The following is a 16,974-nucleotide window of genomic DNA, read 5'->3' on the forward strand; positions in this document are numbered from 1 at the left end:
AAGGTGAAAACACGTTATCTCGGAAAAGAGAAGTTCCAGGTTTCCGCATTGGGTCTCGGGTGTATGGGAATGAGTTTCGCCTATGGCGGCGCTGAGGAGTCGCAGGCGATAAATACCATCCATGCCGCAGTGGACATGGGGGTGACCTTCCTGGATTCCGCCGAAGTGTATGGGCCTTTTGACAATGAAGTCCTTGTTGGGAAAGCGATTAAAGGCATCCGCGATAAGGTGCAGATTGCCACCAAATTTGGCTTTCGTATTCTGCCGACCGGCCAGGGGCTGGAGCGGATGGCCGGCGTCGACAGCCGTCCGGAACATATTCGCGAGGCGGTGGAAGGGTCGCTGAAGCGGCTGAATATCGAGACCATCGATCTGCTCTATCAGCACCGCGTTGATCCCGCGGTGCCGGTGGAAGAGGTGGTGGGCACCATGGCCGACCTGGTCAAAGAGGGTAAAATTCGCCATATCGGGCTGTCGGAAGTGTCAGCCCAGACGCTGCGCCGGGCCTGCAAGGTGCATCCGATCGCTGCGGTGCAGACGGAATACTCGCTGTGGACCCGTGAGCCGGAGGGCGGCATCCTCAAGGCCTGCCGCGAGCTGGGCGTGGGCTTTGTCCCTTACAGTCCGCTGGGCCGCGGCTTCCTGACGGGCCAGATCACCGACCCCGGCGTCTTCGCAGCCGATGATTTTCGTCGCAATCTGCCGCGCTTCCAGGCCGAAACCATGCGCAAAAACCAGCAACTGCTCGACCGTCTGCAGCAGGTCGCCAGCCGCTACGAGGCCACCCTGGCGCAGATGGCCCTCGCCTGGGTGATGAGCAAAGGGGAAGATATCGTGCCGATCCCCGGGGCGCGAAAAATGAACCATCTGCGCGATAATGCCGCTGCGGCCGATATTATGCTCTCCCCTGAGGATATTCTCGCCATCGATCATATTTTCGCTCCCGAAAACGTCGCCGGATTACGCTATAACCAGGGCGACTTTAATTTAATCGATAAATAATCTCCTGAATACGCTCCTCCCGCCGGTCTGGCGGGAGATAAGGTAACTTATGACTATTGCTGTTTCCCGTCCGGCGGGATTGCCTGCGGCGGTGTATGCGCTTTCCGTGGGTTCATTTGGTATTGGCACCACCGAATTTGTGATTATGGGTTTATTACTCGATGTGGCCCATGACTTTCATATATCCATTACGCTCGCCGCCTGGTCTATTACCGCTTATGCCTGTGGGGTGGTGATTGGCGCGCCGCTGCTTACGCCGCTATTAAGCCGTTATCGCAAAAAACCGGCGCTGTTATTTTTAATGATCTTATTTTCCATTGGAAATTTAGGCTGTGCGATCGCCGGTAATATGACCATGCTAATTATTGCCCGGGTAATAACTGCGTTCGCTCACGCCTCGTTCTTCGGAATAAGCTCGGTCTATGCCGCGGAGCTGGCGCCGGTGGATAAACGGGCTTCGGCGGTCTCCGCCGTGTTTCTCGGCGCCACCCTGGCCAATATTCTGGGCGTGCCGCTCGGCGCCTGGGTGGGGCAGTACCTTGGCTGGCGCTATACCTTCTATATGGTCACGCTGATCGGCATTCTCTCCGCCCTGGCGGTGATCGCCCTGGTGCCTGGCCGTCAGGCGCAGCCGTCGGCCCAGAGCCGGATCCGCGATGAGCTGAAGGTGCTCCGTCATCCCGCGGTGCTGCGCAGCCTGCTGATCACCGCCCTCGGGTTCTCCGGCGTCTTCGCCGCCTTCACCTACATCGCGCCGATGCTGAAAACCGTCACCGGGATGAGCGACCACCTTATTCCGCCGGTGCTGATGCTGTTCGGCGTCGGGATGGTCGCCGGGAATCATCTTGGCGGCCGACTGACCGACGGCGGCGTCCGCCGGGCGCTGCTGCTAACTCTCGCCTTGCTGAGCGTCGTCCTGTGTCTTTTTCCGTGGGCGATTCAGACGCTGCCCGGCGCCTGCGCGGCGGTGTTTCTGCTGGGGGCGGCGATGTTCTCCACCATTCCGCCGCTGCAGATGCAGGCCCTGGACAGCAGTGAGAGCGGCAAAAGCATGGTCTCTTCGTGCAATATCGCCGCCTTTAACCTCGGCAATGCCGGCGGCGCCTGGTTTGGCGGGCTGCTGCTCGCCTCCGGCGTTTCTCTCTCGCACATTCCCCTGGCCGGTGCTTGCCTGACCGCCAGCGGATGGATTATCGCTAGTGTGACGTTGTCACCTTTAAAAGGAAGTCAAGCATGAAGTATCGATATTTAGGTTCCACCGGGCTGTCGGTTTCGGAGCTCTGTTTTGGCGCCATGACGTTTGGCGAGAAAGGGGCCTTTCTCGGCGCGCCGGGGCGCAACTGGTCGGAATTCGGCGTGGTGCCTGAGCAGACGGCCTACGACCTGGTGTACAAAGCGCTGGACGCCGGGATTAACTTTTTTGATACCGCGGACTGTTATAAGAACGGCCAGGGCGAAGAGCTGCTCGGCAACGCGCTGAAGGGAAAACGCCAGCAGGTGATTATCGGCACCAAAGGACGCTGGCAAACCGACCCCAACCCGAACGCGCTGGGGGCGTCGCGCTACCATATCATCAATGCCGTCGAGGCCAGCCTGCAGCGGCTGAAGACCGATTATATCGATATCTATCACCTTCACGGGTTCGATCCGCGCACCGCGCTGGAGGATACCCTGCGCACGCTGGATACGCTGATCCGCGCCGGGAAAATTCGCTATATCGGGGTCTCCAACTACGCGGCCTGGCAGCTGGCGAAGGCGCTGGGGATCTCGGAGCGCCTTGGGCTGGAGAAATTCTGCGTCTATCAGGGCTATTACAATATCGCCGCGCGTGAACTGGAGCATGAGATTATCCCGCTCAGCGTCGATCAGAACGTCGGCATCACCGTCTGGAGCCCGCTGGCCGGGGGCTTTCTCACCGGTAAATACCCACGCAATCAGGCGTTTCCCGAGGGCAGTCGCCTGGCGAACGCCACGCCGTTCGAATCCGCGCCGATCGCCAACCGCGAGCAGGCCTGGCAGACCCTGGAGGTGATGCAGGAGATTGCCCGCCAGCGCAACGCCAGCGTCGCGCAGGTGGCGCTCAACTGGCTGCGTACTCGTCCGGGGATCGCGTCGCTGGTGATCGGCGCGACCAAACTGGCCCAGCTGGAGGATAACCTGGCGGCGCTGAACTGGACGCTGAGCGACGAGGAGACGGCGATCCTCAACAGCGTGAGCGAGAAAGAGAAACCATACCCCTACTGGCATATCTGCAATGTCGCCGGCGATCGTCGTCTGGCCGATGATATCTATCCCTAATCACCCTACACCCAGGCAACACGCGTATGCCCCGCACGGGGCATACAGAGAGGCTCGATCGTGAAAAAAGTACTCATTGTTGGCGCCGGCCCGGTAGGGTTAATCATTGGCTGCTATCTGAATAAGTATGGAATTGATTTTGATATCATTGATAAAAATACCCACAGCACCACCTGGTCCAAAGCGCTGAGCGTCAGTCCGGCGACCATTAAAGCCTTCCACGGCTTAGGCCTTGCCGGGGAACTGATCGCCCAGGGAAAGCAGGTTCAGTCAGTCTACGCTTACTATAAAAACCGCAAATTTCTGCATATCGATAACCGCCGACTCGCCACCTGTTACCCCTTCCATGTCAGTATCCCGCAGCCGCGGACGGAGAAGATCCTCGAAACGGCGTTGGCCGACGCCGGGCGGGAGGTCAAACGTGGGCACCAGCTGGTCTCCTGGCGCCGGGAGGGGGAACGCTATCACGTCTCCCTGCTCGACGATGCCCGCCGGGCCTGTTCCGCCGCTTATGACTATATTATCGGCGCCGACGGCGCGGCCAGCACCGTCCGCGAGCTGGCCGGGATCGGCTTTAGCGGTCATGACTATCCGCTGCATTTTGTGATGGCGGACGTGCAATTCGACCGCGCGGCGGCGCTCCCGGGAACCTCCTACCATATTGATGAGCAGGGCTTTTTGATTTTCCTGCCCATGCCGGACAATCAGGTCAGGATCGTGATTAAAAAAGCCGGGCGCCTGCCGACGCCGCGTCCGGTGCCGGACCTGCAGGAGATTAACGCCGCGCTGGCGCGCTACTGCCCTCAGGTGCCGCCGGCACAAACGCTCACCTGGTCTTCCAGCGCCAATTTCTATAACCGCATCGCCGATGACAATCTGCAGCATCATATTATGCTGGCGGGAGATGCCTTCCACCTGTTCAGTCCCATTGGCGGGCAGGGGATGAACACCGGCGTCCAGGATGCGGTGAACCTCGCCTGGAAGCTGGCTTTCTATCTGCACGGCGTGGCCACTGACCGACTGCCGGCGTCCTATCGCGCCCAGCGCTTCGCGGCGGTGAGCGGTGTACTGCGCTCCACCGATCGCGATACCGGCCTGATTGCCGGTCTGGTGCCGAGAAATCATATCGACGGGGTCTACTTTCCGGAGTTTTGCAACCGTCACTACTATCGTCACCAGCTGCCGCTGCAGTACGCCGGCTTCACCGCGACGCAGGCGCAGCGCCCGGACGGCCTGGCAGGGCACCATGTTCCCTGGTACGTTTTTGCCTCGCCGCAGGCGATGTTTCGCAACAGCTATGACGTCTTCGCCAGCGGTAAGGTGGTGATCTTTTCCGCCCGCGCCGCTTGTCCTCCTATGTCCCGCCTGAAGCAGGCCGGCTGGTTTATATTCTGCCCCCTCGAACCGGCGGACGAGGCGTTTCTCGAAGCGCTACAGATCGGCCCCGATGACTATGCGGTGGTCAATCCCGATGGCTATGTGGGCTTTACCGGCAGCGAAGCCGGGACACGGCAGTATCTTTCCTCGCTCTACGTAATGGAATAATCATGAACAAAGTCTATATCGTCGCGGCCTGCCGTACGCCGGTGGGGCGCTTTCTTGGCGCCCTGAAAACGGTCTCCGCGGTGGAGCTGGCCGCGCTCACCGTCAGGCACAACCTGCAGCAGGCCGGCATTGACCCGGCGTGGATCGATGAGGTGATCTGCGGCTGCGTCCTTGCCGCCGGGCAGGGGATGGGACCGGCGCGTCAGGTTGCGCTGCGGGCGGGGATCCCGGTGCAAAAGCCGGCTTACACCCTGAATATGATCTGCGGTAGCGGCATGAAAAGCCTGACCGAAGGGGCGATCCATATCCAGAGCGGTTATGCCGACCTGGTGGTCGCCGGCGGAATGGAAAATATGAGTCAGGCGCCGTTTTTGCTGCGGGGAGAGATAAGGGGCGGGATGAAATTCGGCGCGTTCAGCAGTGAGGATGTGATCCAGCGCGACGGATTAACCGATCCGCTGCTGCAGATCCCGATGGGGGAAACGGCGGAGGCCATAGCCGCGCAGGAGCAGATCTCGCGCGCGGCGCAGGACCAGTATGCCCTGGAGAGCCATCACAAAGCCTCCGCCGCCAGCCGCGCCGGCTATTTTGCCGATGAGATGGTGCCGGTGACGGTCAGCGCGAAGCGGGGCGTCAGCACGGTCCGCGAGGATGAGCCGATCCGCCATGATCTTAGCGCCGAGCAGCTAGCGGCGTTGAAACCGGCCTTTCGCGCCGACGGCAGCGTCACGGCGGGCAATGCCTCCGGGCTGAACGATGGCGCCGCGTCGGTGATCCTCGCGTCGGCGCGCGCCGTTGCCCGCTATGGCCTGCAGCCGCTGGCGGAGATTGTCTCCTTTGGCGAGGGCGGCGTTGACCCGTCCATGATGGGGCTTGGCCCGCTGCCGGCGATAGCGTGCGCCCTGCGCCGCGGGCGTTTTCAGCTCAGCGATATGGCCCGGCTGGAGATCAACGAAGCCTTTGCCGCGCAGGTGCTGGGGGTGGTCAAGGGACTGGCCAGAGCGCATCAGATGACGGAGGAGGAGATTGCTTCCCGGCTGAACGTCCACGGCGGCGCGATCGCCCTCGGCCACCCGCTGGGCAGTTCCGGGACGCGGATTGTGGTCAGCCTGGTGCACGCGCTGCGCCGGGAGAATCAACCGACCGGCCTGGCGTCGCTGTGCATCGGCGGCGGGATGGGGATTGCGTTACTGGTGAAAACGATCTGAGGAGACAAGCGCCATGGAAAAATTAATTGTGGTGGGTGAGAAATTTACCGATTTTGCCCGGCGGCATGAGAATGTGCTGACGGTGAATGAGTTTGAGCGGTTTGTCTGGAGCGGCGAGCTGGCTGGCGTCGATAAAATCGTTATCGGTCAGGGGGTACAGCTCGACGACATCTCCCGCACCATCTGCATTATTCGTCAGCACTATCCGGACACAATGCGCCAGATCGTCAATCTGCAGGATCTCTATTATCAAAACAATCGCGATCATCAGCGGCTGGTACATAAACGTAAAAAAGCGAATATCCTCATCACCTCGCCGGAAAAACGCGATGAGGATAGCTATTGCGCGCGCCTGATCCTGCAGGATGCCTCGGAGCTGCTCTGCGACCACCAGACCGGGCAACATATTCAGGGGATGGTGCTGATCGAGGCGGCGCGGCAGACCATCATCGCCACCACGGAAAAATTCCTGCTGGCGGAGGCCGGCGTGGCGATGGCGGAGAAGTACTTTACCCTGAGCTCGCTGCAGGTGGCCTTTTCCTGCTTTGTTTTTCCGCTGCCGGTGACCATCGTCCTCAACGTGGTGTCGCGCAAAAGTTCAGCCCATGGCCGCTTCACCTGTGAATGCTCGGTGGGGTTTGACCAGACCGGCACCCGCAAAGCGGAAGTTGGCTTTAGCTTCAGCGTCTATGACCTTAACTACATCACTCGCAAAGAGTGCGAGCAGGCGGCGCAGTGCCATCAACATTATCTGGTCAGTATTGAGCAGGGGGACGGGGATGAGCATCGCCTTTTTTGATGTGGATGAAACGCTGATTACCGGCAAAAGTATGTTCCTGTTTCTGCACCGCTATGCCGCGGAATATCCGCTGCAGTGCGGTTTGACGGCCGCGGCGATTGTCCGGCAGCTGCAGGCGCTCAGCGAAGCGGGTCAGCCGCGGGAGGCGATCAACCGCTACTATTACTCGCTGTTTCGCCACGAGTCGCGCCCCCGGGTGCGGGCGGTCGCCGAGCGCCTGTATCGCGAAGGCGGATATGGTTTTCACCGCGAGGTGGTGGCGCGCCTCAGGCAGCACCAGGCGCGGGGGGATGACGTGGTGTTTGTCTCCGGGTCGATGACCGACATTCTCTGGCCGGCGATGGCGGCGCTGGGGGTGGAACATGCCCTGTGCTCAGAGCCGGTCGTGGTGGATGACCGCTATACCGGCGAGCTCTGGCGGACCGCCATCGGCGAACACAAGGCGGCGCATGCCCAATGCTATGCGCAGGAACAGGGCCAGCCGCTGGCGGCATGCTACGCCTTCGGCGATCATATCTCGGATCTGCCGCTGCTCGCCGCGGTCGGCCACCCCTGCGCGGTGAATCCCTCTCCGGGGCTGCTGGCGGAGGCGCAGCGTCGGGGATGGCCAATGCTGTGGTCCACCGGCGGCTGACGGCGCGACGGCAAAAAAAAGGGGCGGCGCAATGCCACCCCTGATTCACTTCCTGACGGGGATCAGCCCGGGTAGATGCCGCGGTCTTTACGCGCCATCAGGATGCGCTCGCAGGCCACGATATAGGCGGCGGTACGCAGGGTACATTCTTTCTCGGCCGCTTTATCGCAGACGTGAATAATGGCGTCGGTCATGATGCGGTCCATCTTGGCGTTGATCTCCTCTTCGCTCCAGAAGAAGCTGGCCATGTCCTGCACCCACTCAAAGTAGCTGACGGTCACCCCGCCGGCGTTGCAGATAACGTCCGGCACTACGATCACCCCGCGCTCGGCCAGCACATCGTCCGCTTCCGGATAGGTTGGGCCGTTAGCCCCTTCCAGCACCAGTTTGCAGCTCAGCTTCTCAGCGCGCTCGCGGGTGATTTGCCCTTCCAGCGCCGCCGGGATCAGGATGTCCATCGGGGTGGTCCAGAACGCCTCTTTATCGATCTCCTGGGCGCCCGGGAAACCGGCGATCTGCTTTTTCTCCGCCTGCCAGGCGGTGAGGGCGGCCATATCAATCCCGCCTTCGTTGTACAGGGTGGCGGTGTGATCCTGAATGACCACTACGCGGGCGCCGACGCCGGCGAACAGGCGCGCCGCTTCGCTACCGACGTTACCAAAGCCCTGCAGCGCCACTTTAGCGCCTTCAATTTCGATGCCGGCGCGACGGGCCACTTCCCGGCCGGTGACGAACACGCCGCGTCCGGTGGCTTTTTCACGACCGAGGGAGCCGCCGAGGTGGATCGGCTTGCCGGTGACCACGCCGGTGATGGTGGTGCCATGGTTCATGGAGTAGGTGTCCATCATCCACGCCATCACTTTGCCGTTGGTGCCAACGTCCGGCGCCGGAATATCTTTCTGCGGCCCGATGATAATGCCGATTTCGCTGGTATAGCGGCGAGTCAGGCGTTCCAGTTCACCTTCCGACAGCGAGAAGGGGTCGACGCGGATGCCGCCTTTGGCCCCGCCGTAAGGAATATTGACCGCGGCGCACTTAATGGTCATCCAGGCAGAAAGTGCCATGACTTCGTTAAGATCAACATCCGGATGGTAGCGAACACCACCTTTACCCGGCCCACGCGAAAGATTGTGCTGAACGCGATAGCCCTCGAAGTGGCGAATGGTGCCGTCGTCCATCTGCACAGGGATGTCGACGATCAGCGCACGCTTCGGATGGCGCAGGGTTTCCACCCAGTAGGCAAGATCGCCGAGATAAGGCGCGACACGGTCGATCTGGCGCAGGTAGGTGGTCCATGGAGATGTACTACTTTCAGATGCGTAAGATAACTTTTCCATAAGAGTCCTGTTTCTCAGTGTTATTTATGTCGTGTAAAACCGTGGAATAGCTACAGCAGTAAACTCTGTGCAATGAATGGTATCACCAATTTTATAAAGCGGTATTTGACGGCAATTCCGATTTTTAAATTTTTGTTAGAAATTTTATTTTTTAAGTGAATAACTACGCACGAGAACCACCCGCAAGCTGTGCATTTTAATTCACTTTTTATTCACTTAAGTGCATAAGAAAATATTTTTTCTATGTTTTTCATTATCTTGATGATCTTCAAAAAGTGAATAAATTGCGTTTCCCCATATTGACAATCTTATTGTTCACAGGCCAGCATTAGCCCACACAACAACATGGCGTTAACCATGAATTAACAAATACCCGTAAAAAGAATAGGGCTTAAGTTTTCTGTGGTGAATATTTTTACCATCGCAGCGGGCGCGCTCGTGCCCAAAATAAGCCGAGGGTCAGGGTTAATGTCGATTGTCCAACGCGGCGGGAGCGTTTTCCGTCGTCTTACGTTCCGGAGATGAATGATGTCAGGCAGTATGACTCGCGAAGATTTTGACGCTTACCTGGTTCCCTGTTTTGCCCCCGCGCCGTTTATTCCGGTGAGGGCGGCGGGCTCCCGCGTCTGGGACCAGCAGGGGAAAGAGTATATCGATATGGCCGGCGGCATCGCAGTGAACGCCCTCGGCCATGCCCACCCGGCGCTGGCTGAGGCCCTGCAGGGGCAGCTGGCGAAACTGTGGCATATCGGCAATGGCTATACCAACGAACCGGTGCTGCAGCTGGCGAAAACCCTGGTGCAGTCCACCTTTGCCGACAAGGTGTTCTTCTGCAACTCCGGCGCTGAAGCGAACGAGGCGGCCCTTAAGCTGGCGCGGAAATATGCCCACGATAAGTTCGGCGGTGAAAAAAGCGAAATCATCGCCTTCAACCACGCCTTCCATGGCCGCACGCTGTTCACCGTCTCCGTCGGCGGCCAGCCGAAATATTCCAGCGATTATGCGCCGCTGCCGCAGGGCATTACCCATCTGCCCTATAACGATATCGAGGCGGTCACCGCGGCGATCTCCTCACGTACCTGCGCGGTGATCGTCGAGCCGATTATCGGCGAAGGCGGGGTGATCCCGGCGGACCCGGCGTTCCTCCAGGCGCTGCGCGCCCTCTGCGATCGCCATCACGCCACCCTGATATTCGATGAGGTGCAGACCGGCGCCGGGCGTACCGGCCATCTCTACGCCTACCAGCATTACAACGTCGTCCCGGACATCCTCACCAGCGCCAAAGGGCTGGGGGGCGGCTTCCCGATCGGCGCGATGCTGGCGAAAGAGGCCTGGGCGCAGGTCTTCCAGCCAGGCACCCATGGCACCACCTTCGGCGGTAACCCGCTGGCGGCGACCGTCGCCAACGCCGTGCTGGCCCATCTGGATGCGCCGCTGCTGGCGGGGGTCGGCGAGCGCCATGCGCTGATCGTCGACCAGCTGAATGCCCTCTCTGCCCGCTACGATGCGTTCAGCGCCGTGCGCGGCGCCGGTCTGCTGATCGGCGCCGAGCTGGCCGGACCGCTGCGCGGGAAGGCCAAAACCCTGACCAACCTGGCGGCGGAAGAGGGGGTGATCGCCCTGATTGCCGGTCCGGACGTGCTGCGCTTCGCGCCGGCGCTCAATATCCCGCTGGCGGATATTGCGCAAGCCTTCGTGCGCCTTGATCGCGCCGTTGCCCGCTTAACCCGCTAACCGGGAGGACGGCCTGTGATGCTATTTCGTCCCGTAAGGGAAAACGATCTTGACGACATCGTCCGCCTTGCCGCGCGGGCGGGGGTCGGCATGACCTCTTTACCCCATGATGCCGGGCGCCTGGCCGCCCGGATACGCCGCAGCATTGACACCTTCGCCGGCGCGCTGCCGCGCGGCCAGCAAGGCTTTCTGTTTGTGCTGGAAGACACCGCGCTGGAGCGGGTGGTGGGGGTCAGCGCCATTGAGGTGGCGGTGGGCCTGGACGAGCCGTTTTACAATTTTCGCATTCAGAAAACGGTTCGCGCCTCGAAAGCGCTGGGAGTCTATAAGCCTCAGGAGCTGCTCAATCTGAGCTATGACCACACCGGTCACAGCGAGCTGTGTACGCTGTTTCTCGACCCCGGGTATCAGCGCAACCGCAACGGTCTGCTGCTCTCCAAGGCGCGGTTTTTGTTTATCGCCGCCTTCCGCGAGTGGTTTTCGCCGCACCTGTTTGCCGAACTGCGCGGCTGCAGCGATGAGCAAGGGCAGTCGCCGTTCTGGGATGCGCTGGGCCATCACTTCTTCGAGATCCCGTTCGCCGATGCCGACCGGCTGACCGGCACCGGTATGAAAACCTTTATTGCCGAGCTGATGCCGGCGTACCCGATCTATATCTCGCTGCTGCCGGAGAATGCCCGTCAGGTCATCGGTCAGGTGCATCCCAACACCGCCCCGGCGCGGGCGATCCTCGAGAAAGAGGGGTTCAGCTGGCGCGGCTCGGTGGATATTTTCGATGCCGGTCCGGTGCTGGAGGCGGAGACCGATCAGATCCGCGCCGTGCGCGACTGCCAGTGCCTGCCGGCTCAGCAGCTGACGGGCACGCTGTCGGCGCCGACGCTGGTCGCCAACGGTCAGTTCGACAATTTTCGGGCGCTGCTGGTGGCCCACGAAGAGCAGGTCTCACTGGACGCCGCCGCGCTGGATGCGCTGCAGGTCACTGAAACCGACCGCGTTTACACGGTAACCCTGAACCCAGAGGAAAACAGATCATGGCGGTAAAAGCACAGTTCATAGCCGGGCAGTGGCAGCCGGGCAGCGGCGCTACGATGAGTAAACTGGCCCCGGAGGATCAATCTCTGCTGTGGCAGGCGGCCAGCGCGGGGGCCGACGACGTCCAGGCGGCCTGCGCCGCGGCGCGGGCGGCGTTTTATCCCTGGTCGCACCTCCCGTTGGCCGAGCGTATTGACGTCGTCCAGCGTTTCGCCGCGCTGCTGGAGACGCACAAAGAGGCGCTGGCGACCCTGATTTCCCGGGAGACCAGCAAGCCGCTGTGGGAGACCCGCACCGAAGTGCAGGCGATGATCGGCAAAGCCGCCATCTCCGTCGAGGCCTATCACCAGCGGACAGGCTTTCACGAGTCGACCCTGCCGGACGGTAAAGCGCAGCTGCGCCACAAGCCGCACGGCGTGATGGCGGTCTTCGGTCCCTACAACTTCCCGGGCCATCTGCCCAACGGGCATATCATTCCGGCGCTGATCGCCGGTAACACCGTGGTGTTTAAACCCAGCGAGCTGACGCCGGCCACTGCGGAACTGACGGTCCAGCTGTGGCAGCAGGCGGGCGTCCCCGACGGGGTGATTAACCTGCTGCAGGGCGGGAAAGCCACCGGCCAGGCGCTGCTGGAAAACCGCGATATCGACGGCGTGCTGTTCACCGGCAGCGCGGCGGCGGGTTTCCACTTCCATCGCTACTTCGGCGGTCAGCCGGAGAAGATGCTGGCCCTCGAGATGGGCGGCAACAACGCGCTGATCGTGGCCGACGTGGCCGATGTCGATGCGGCGCTGCATGTGATTATCCAGTCGGCGTTTATCTCCGCCGGACAGCGCTGCACCTGCGCGCGCCGGCTGATCGTTCAGCGCGGCGAGCAGGGGGATGCGCTGCTGCGGCGACTGGTGGAGGCCAGCGCGCAGATCCGCGCCGGGAAATGGAATGACCAGCCGGCGCCGTTTATGGGCGGGGTGATTTCCCTTGAGGCGGCGCAGAACATGCTGGCGGCGCAGCAGAAACTGGAGGCGCTCGGCGGCAAGGTGCTGCTGCGTATGCGCCAGCCTGACCCGCACTCCACGGTGCTGACCCCGGGGATCGTTGACGTCACCGGTATCGAGGTGCCGGATGAAGAGTACTTTGGTCCGCTGCTGACGGTTATCCGTTACGACGACTTCCCGGAGGCGATTCGCCTCGCCAACCAGACCCGCTATGGCCTGGCCGTGGGGCTGATCTCCCGCGATGCGGCGCAGTTTGACCAGCTGGCGGACGAGGCGCGAGCCGGGATCGTCAACTGGAACAAGCCGCTGACCGGCGCTTCCAGTAAAGCGCCGTTTGGCGGGGTGGGCGCCTCCGGCAACCACCGGGCGGCAGCGTGGTACGCCGCCGATTACTGTGCCTGGCCGATGGCCTCTCTGGTCAGCGACACGCTGACGCTTCCGGCGAACGTATCGCCGGGCCTGCCATTCTGATAACGGATCCTGTGAGGACATATGTCTGGTTTTGAAGCTAACTTTGATGGCCTGGTCGGCCCGACGCACCACTACGCCGGACTCTCCGTCGGCAATGAAGCCTCGCAAAATAACCGCGATGGTCTCTCTAACCCGAAAAAGGCCGCGCTGCAGGGGCTGTATAAAATGAAAGCCCTGGCCGATCGCGGATTCGTGCAGGGGATCCTGCCGCCGCAGCCGCGGCCGAACCTGCGCCTGCTGCGCGACCTGGGATTCGAGGGCAGCGATGAGCAGGTCATCCGCCAGGCGGCCCAGGCGGCGCCGCAGTTGCTGTCCGCCTTCAGCTCCGCCTCGTCGATGTGGACCGCCAACGCGGCGACCGTTTCGCCGTCGGCGGACAGCGCCGATGGCAAAGTCCATTTCACTGTCGCCAACCTGAACAATAAGCTGCACCGCATGCAGGAGGCGCCCACCACCTCGGCGATCCTGCGCGCCACCTTCGCCGATCCGCGCTTCTTCGCTCACCACGCGGCGCTGCCGCAGCATGGCGACCTCGGCGACGAAGGGGCGGCCAACCATAACCGCTTCTGCCGGGAGTACGATCGTCAGGGCGTGCAGCTGTTTGTCTACGGTCGACGCGCCAGCGGCGGCATCGCCCCGGTGAAGTATCCGGCGCGGCAGACCCTGGAGGCCAGCGAAGCGGTGGCCCGTCTGCACCAGCTGGATCCGCGCTATACGGTGTTTGCCCAGCAGGCGCCGCAGGCTATCGATCGCGGCGTGTTTCATAACGACGTTATCGCGGTCAGCAATCGCCATGTGCTGTTCCACCATCAGCAGGCGTTTGTCGATCAGTCGACAGTATTGGCGACGCTGCGGGCAAAAAGCGACCGTCTCGATATCCCGTTTACCAGTGTGGAAGTGCCGGACGAGCGAGTGTCGCTCGATGACGCCGTGGCCTCCTATCTGTTCAACAGCCAACTGCTGAGCAAACCCGACGGCAAGATGCTGATCGTGGTGCCAGAGGAGTGCCGGCAGCGGGAAAACGTCTGGCGCTACCTGGGAGACCTGGCGGCCGACAGCGCCTCGCCGATCGATGAAGTGGCGGTTTTTGACCTGCGGGAAAGCATGCGCAACGGCGGCGGCCCGGCCTGCCTGCGGCTGCGGGTGGTGCTCAACGAGGCGGAGCGCGACGCGGTCAACGCCCACAGCCTGATGAACGACGAGCGTTACCAGCAGCTGACGGCGTGGGTGGAAAAACACTACCGTGACCGGCTGCACGCCCGCGATCTGGCGGACCCGCAGCTGCTGCGCGAGGTTTATCAGGCGCTGGATGAGCTGACGCAGATCCTGCGTCTGGGCCCTGTCTATGATTTTCAGCGTTAAGGAGCGGCAGATGGAGCATCTGGTTAACGATTTACTGCACTGCCGCCTGCAGGGGTGGACCTTTCCGGCGGACATCGAGGCCCGCTGGCTGGGCGAGGGCATCCTGCAGCTGCTGCCGTCCACGCCGTGGCGTCAGGCGACGATCCTCTCCGCTGGCGTCCATGGCAATGAGACCGCGCCGACCGAGCTGCTGCTGCAGCTGACCCACGATCTGAGCCAGGGGCGGCAGCCGCTCACCCAGGCGCTGCTGATCGTCTTTGGTAACCTGCCGGCGATCCGCGCCGCGCGTCGCTATCTGCACAACGACCTCAATCGCCTGTTCGGCGGTCGCCATCTGGCGGTCTCCCCGGGCAATGAGTCGCGGCGGGCTTTTGCCCTCGAGCAGGCGGTGCAGGCCTTCTATCGCGCCGCCGACGCGGCGGGGCCGGTCAGCCGCAGTCATCTCGATATGCATACCGCCATTCGCGGGTCGCTGTATCGCCAGTTTGCGCTGCTCCCGGCCCACGCGGAGGATTTTTCGCCCGACTTCTACCAGCTGCTGCAGACCAGCGGGATGGACGCCATCGTGCGCCATACCGAAGCGGGCGGCACCTTCACTCATTTCACCTGCGAAAAGTTCGCCGCGCAAAGCGCCACCCTTGAGCTGGGAAAAGTGATGCCGTTCGGCGCCAACGATCTCAGCCTGTTCGCCGCCGCCGACGCGGCGATCCGGGCCTGGATTTCTGACGCGCCGCTGCCCCCGCGCGACAAAGCGCCGGTGGATTACTTCCTGGTCGAGGAGAGCATCATCAAGCGCGAAGGGGAATTTACGCTCAATCTGGCGGCCAACGTCGAGAACTTCACCGCGCTCCCGGCAGGGTATGAGATCGCCCGCCAGGCAGAGAAACGGTGGGTGGTGCAGGCCCGGGCCCCCTATATCCTCTTTCCCAATGCCGGGGTCGCCACCGGCCAGCGCGCCGGGCTGCTGCTCCGCGCCGCGGCGCTTCGCCTCCCGCAACCAGCCTGAGGAAACACCATGACTGAACATCAACATCAGGCGCCATCTGCCGCCGGAGGTGAAGGCGCGTCACAGCTTAAGCGCGGACTTGGCGCCCGCCATATCCAGATGATCGCCCTCGGCGGCGCCATCGGCACCGGGCTGTTTATGGGGGCAGGGCGCAACATCGCCGTCGCCGGCACCTCGATTCTGGTTATCTATGTGCTGGTCGGGTTCTTTACCTATATGGTGATGCGGGCGATGGGGGAGCTGCTGCTCACCCGCCATGACTACCGCTCGTTTGCCGACTTTGTCGGCGAGTATCTCGGACCGCAGGCCAGCTTTTATCTCGGCTGGACCTACTGGCTGAGCTGGGTGGTGACCTGTATCGCCGACGTGGTGGTGTGCGGGAGCTATATGCAGTACTGGTTCCCCGAGCTGTCGGCGTGGATGCCGGCCCTCAGCATGCTGGCTATCCTGTTTCTGCTCAACCTGCTGTCGGTGAAAATGTTTGGCGAGGCGGAGTTCTGGTTCGCCCTGATCAAGGTGATCACCATTATCGCCCTGATCGCCACCGGCGGCTGGATGATTGCCACCGGCTGGACCTCTCCGGACGGCGTGACGGCTTCTCTGAGCCATCTCACCGACCCGACGGCCTTTATGCCGCACGGTATCACCGGCTTTTTCGCCGGCTTCCAGATAGCGATCTTCTCCTTTACCGGCATCGAACTGCTGGGGACGATGACGGCGGAGACCCGCGATCCACAGCGCATTTTGCCCAAGGCGATCAATGCCCTGCCGCTGCGGATTATCATCTTCTATCTGCTGTCGATGGTGGTGATCATCGCTGTCGCCTCCTGGCCGGGAGTGTCGGCGGAGACCAGCCCCTTCGTGACCCTGTTTGCCAAAGCCGGGCTGCCCGCGGCGGCGGCGGTGATTAACTTCGTGGCGCTGACCTCGGCGATGTCCTCGGCCAACAGCGGGGTCTTCTCCAGTACCCGCATGCTGTACGGCCTGTCGGTGGAGAAGCATGCGCACTGGCAGTTCCGTATTCTGTCGCGCAGCACCCGCATCCCGGTGCGCAGCCTGCTGTTTTCCTGCTTCTGTATGCTGATCGGTACGCTGCTGCTGTTCCTGGTGCCGAATGTGATGACCCTGTTTACCATCGTCTCGACCCTGGCGGCGATTATGGTGGTGTTCAGCTGGGGGATGATCCTCGTGGCCTATCTGGTTTATCGCCGTCAGCGTCCGGACCTGCACGCCGGTTCGATCTTTAAGATGCCCTTTGGCGTGGCGATGAGCTGGGTGAGCCTGCTGTTCTTCGCGTTCGCCATCTTCATCATGATCTTTGATCCGGACACGCTGCTGGCGCTGCTGGCTTCTCCGCTGTGGTTTATCGCGCTGTGGGCCTTCTGGAAGCTGAAGCAGCGGCGCGAGGGGCAGCTTCAGCTGGACAATCAGAGCGCCTGACACCCGCCGGCCCTGGCGGCCGGCTACAAGTCGTCTTAACCGTTGTTCTCTTTTGTCTGCCCGGTGGCGGCTGGCGCCTTACCGGGCCTGGATGCTTACCGGGCCCGGAAG

Annotated in this window: 14 protein-coding genes and 1 pseudogene; 13 read left to right on the top strand and 2 right to left on the bottom strand. The window is 61.8% G+C overall.

Annotated features, from left to right (window positions below; genetic code table 11):
• Positions 1-3: 3 nt before the first annotated feature.
• The 7 genes from ABLV52_RS23365 to ABLV52_RS23395 are packed head-to-tail and all read left to right on the top strand — an operon-like array spanning position 4 to position 7,486.
• Positions 4-1,002 carry an aldo/keto reductase gene (locus ABLV52_RS23365; protein WP_023289471.1) on the top strand — a complete coding sequence of 333 codons (999 nt, stop codon included), beginning with the start codon at positions 4-6 and terminating at the stop codon, positions 1,000-1,002.
• 49 nt (positions 1,003-1,051) lie between these two features.
• Positions 1,052-2,239 carry an MFS transporter gene (locus ABLV52_RS23370; RefSeq protein WP_194859496.1) on the top strand — a complete coding sequence of 396 codons (1,188 nt, stop codon included), beginning with the start codon at positions 1,052-1,054 and terminating at the stop codon, positions 2,237-2,239.
• Positions 2,236-3,300 carry an aldo/keto reductase gene (locus ABLV52_RS23375; RefSeq protein ID WP_023289473.1) on the top strand — a complete coding sequence of 355 codons (1,065 nt, stop codon included), beginning with the start codon at positions 2,236-2,238 and terminating at the stop codon, positions 3,298-3,300. The genes ABLV52_RS23370 and ABLV52_RS23375 overlap by 4 nt, the downstream gene beginning before the upstream one ends.
• A 60-nt stretch (positions 3,301-3,360) precedes the next feature.
• On the top strand, positions 3,361-4,845 hold the full coding sequence (locus ABLV52_RS23380) for an FAD-dependent monooxygenase (RefSeq protein ID WP_348890986.1): 1,485 nt from the start codon (positions 3,361-3,363) through the stop codon (positions 4,843-4,845).
• 2 nt (positions 4,846-4,847) lie between these two features.
• Entirely contained in the window at positions 4,848-6,053 is a 1,206-nt protein-coding gene (locus tag ABLV52_RS23385; RefSeq protein ID WP_023289475.1) for an acetyl-CoA C-acyltransferase, read from the top strand.
• 13 nt (positions 6,054-6,066) lie between these two features.
• Positions 6,067-6,852 (top strand): AfsA-related hotdog domain-containing protein, encoded by a 786-nt coding sequence (locus ABLV52_RS23390; RefSeq protein WP_023289476.1) that lies wholly within the window; start codon positions 6,067-6,069, stop codon positions 6,850-6,852.
• The gene (locus ABLV52_RS23395) at positions 6,833-7,486 is read left to right on the top strand and encodes an HAD-IB family hydrolase (protein ID WP_348890987.1); all 654 of its coding nucleotides are present in this window, start codon (positions 6,833-6,835) and stop codon (positions 7,484-7,486) included. The genes ABLV52_RS23390 and ABLV52_RS23395 overlap by 20 nt, the downstream gene beginning before the upstream one ends.
• 62 nt (positions 7,487-7,548) lie before the next feature.
• Here ABLV52_RS23395 and ABLV52_RS23400 read toward each other — a convergent pair whose 3' ends face one another.
• Together ABLV52_RS23400 and ABLV52_RS23405 are read right to left on the bottom strand one after the other, a co-directional pair.
• On the bottom strand, positions 7,549-8,823 hold the full coding sequence (locus ABLV52_RS23400) for a Glu/Leu/Phe/Val dehydrogenase (RefSeq protein ID WP_023289478.1): 1,275 nt from the start codon (positions 8,821-8,823) through the stop codon (positions 7,549-7,551).
• Positions 8,824-9,035: 212 nt separating this feature from the next.
• Positions 9,036-9,182: pseudogene (locus ABLV52_RS23405) on the bottom strand (hypothetical protein).
• Between the two features lie 169 nt (positions 9,183-9,351).
• On the opposite strand from ABLV52_RS23405, the gene ABLV52_RS23410 reads away from it, so the two are divergent.
• From ABLV52_RS23410 to ABLV52_RS23435, 6 genes are read left to right on the top strand one after another with little or no spacing between them, the layout of a single operon-like run.
• Entirely contained in the window at positions 9,352-10,557 is a 1,206-nt protein-coding gene (locus tag ABLV52_RS23410; RefSeq protein WP_023289479.1) for a bifunctional succinylornithine transaminase/acetylornithine transaminase, read from the top strand.
• Positions 10,558-10,575: 18 nt separating this feature from the next.
• Positions 10,576-11,598, top strand: a complete 1,023-nt coding sequence (gene astA / locus ABLV52_RS23415) for an arginine N-succinyltransferase (RefSeq protein WP_023289480.1) — start codon at positions 10,576-10,578, stop codon at positions 11,596-11,598.
• Positions 11,589-13,055, top strand: coding sequence for a succinylglutamate-semialdehyde dehydrogenase (gene astD / locus ABLV52_RS23420; RefSeq protein WP_348890988.1), 1,467 nt, complete (start codon positions 11,589-11,591; stop codon positions 13,053-13,055). The genes astA and astD overlap by 10 nt, the downstream gene beginning before the upstream one ends.
• Before the next feature lie 21 nt (positions 13,056-13,076).
• The gene (gene astB / locus ABLV52_RS23425; RefSeq protein ID WP_032452675.1) at positions 13,077-14,417 is read left to right on the top strand and encodes an N-succinylarginine dihydrolase; all 1,341 of its coding nucleotides are present in this window, start codon (positions 13,077-13,079) and stop codon (positions 14,415-14,417) included.
• Between the two features lie 10 nt (positions 14,418-14,427).
• The gene (astE, locus tag ABLV52_RS23430; RefSeq protein ID WP_050534163.1) at positions 14,428-15,423 is read left to right on the top strand and encodes a succinylglutamate desuccinylase; all 996 of its coding nucleotides are present in this window, start codon (positions 14,428-14,430) and stop codon (positions 15,421-15,423) included.
• 9 nt (positions 15,424-15,432) lie between these two features.
• The gene (locus ABLV52_RS23435; protein ID WP_032452677.1) at positions 15,433-16,863 is read left to right on the top strand and encodes an amino acid permease; all 1,431 of its coding nucleotides are present in this window, start codon (positions 15,433-15,435) and stop codon (positions 16,861-16,863) included.
• The last annotated feature ends 111 nt before the right edge of the window (positions 16,864-16,974 follow it).

It is taken from the genome of Klebsiella sp. GB_Kp056 (assembly GCF_040064755.1).
GTDB classification, from domain to species: domain Bacteria; phylum Pseudomonadota; class Gammaproteobacteria; order Enterobacterales; family Enterobacteriaceae; genus Klebsiella; species Klebsiella quasipneumoniae.

Excerpts from the sequence above, each read along its gene's own strand:
- ABLV52_RS23370 (WP_194859496.1), top strand. The coding sequence starts at position 1,052 with ATGACTATTGCTGTTTCCCGTCCGGCGGGATTGCCTGCGGCGGTGTAT.
- ABLV52_RS23375 (WP_023289473.1), top strand. The coding sequence starts at position 2,236 with ATGAAGTATCGATATTTAGGTTCCACCGGGCTGTCGGTTTCGGAGCTC.
- ABLV52_RS23385 (WP_023289475.1), top strand. The coding sequence starts at position 4,848 with ATGAACAAAGTCTATATCGTCGCGGCCTGCCGTACGCCGGTGGGGCGC.
- ABLV52_RS23390 (WP_023289476.1), top strand. The coding sequence starts at position 6,067 with ATGGAAAAATTAATTGTGGTGGGTGAGAAATTTACCGATTTTGCCCGG.
- ABLV52_RS23395 (WP_348890987.1), top strand. The coding sequence starts at position 6,833 with ATGAGCATCGCCTTTTTTGATGTGGATGAAACGCTGATTACCGGCAAA.
- ABLV52_RS23400 (WP_023289478.1), bottom strand. The coding sequence starts at position 8,823 with ATGGAAAAGTTATCTTACGCATCTGAAAGTAGTACATCTCCATGGACC.
- ABLV52_RS23410 (WP_023289479.1), top strand. The coding sequence starts at position 9,352 with ATGTCAGGCAGTATGACTCGCGAAGATTTTGACGCTTACCTGGTTCCC.
- astA (WP_023289480.1), top strand. The coding sequence starts at position 10,576 with ATGCTATTTCGTCCCGTAAGGGAAAACGATCTTGACGACATCGTCCGC.
- astD (WP_348890988.1), top strand. The coding sequence starts at position 11,589 with ATGGCGGTAAAAGCACAGTTCATAGCCGGGCAGTGGCAGCCGGGCAGC.
- astB (WP_032452675.1), top strand. The coding sequence starts at position 13,077 with ATGTCTGGTTTTGAAGCTAACTTTGATGGCCTGGTCGGCCCGACGCAC.
- astE (WP_050534163.1), top strand. The coding sequence starts at position 14,428 with ATGGAGCATCTGGTTAACGATTTACTGCACTGCCGCCTGCAGGGGTGG.
- ABLV52_RS23435 (WP_032452677.1), top strand. The coding sequence starts at position 15,433 with ATGACTGAACATCAACATCAGGCGCCATCTGCCGCCGGAGGTGAAGGC.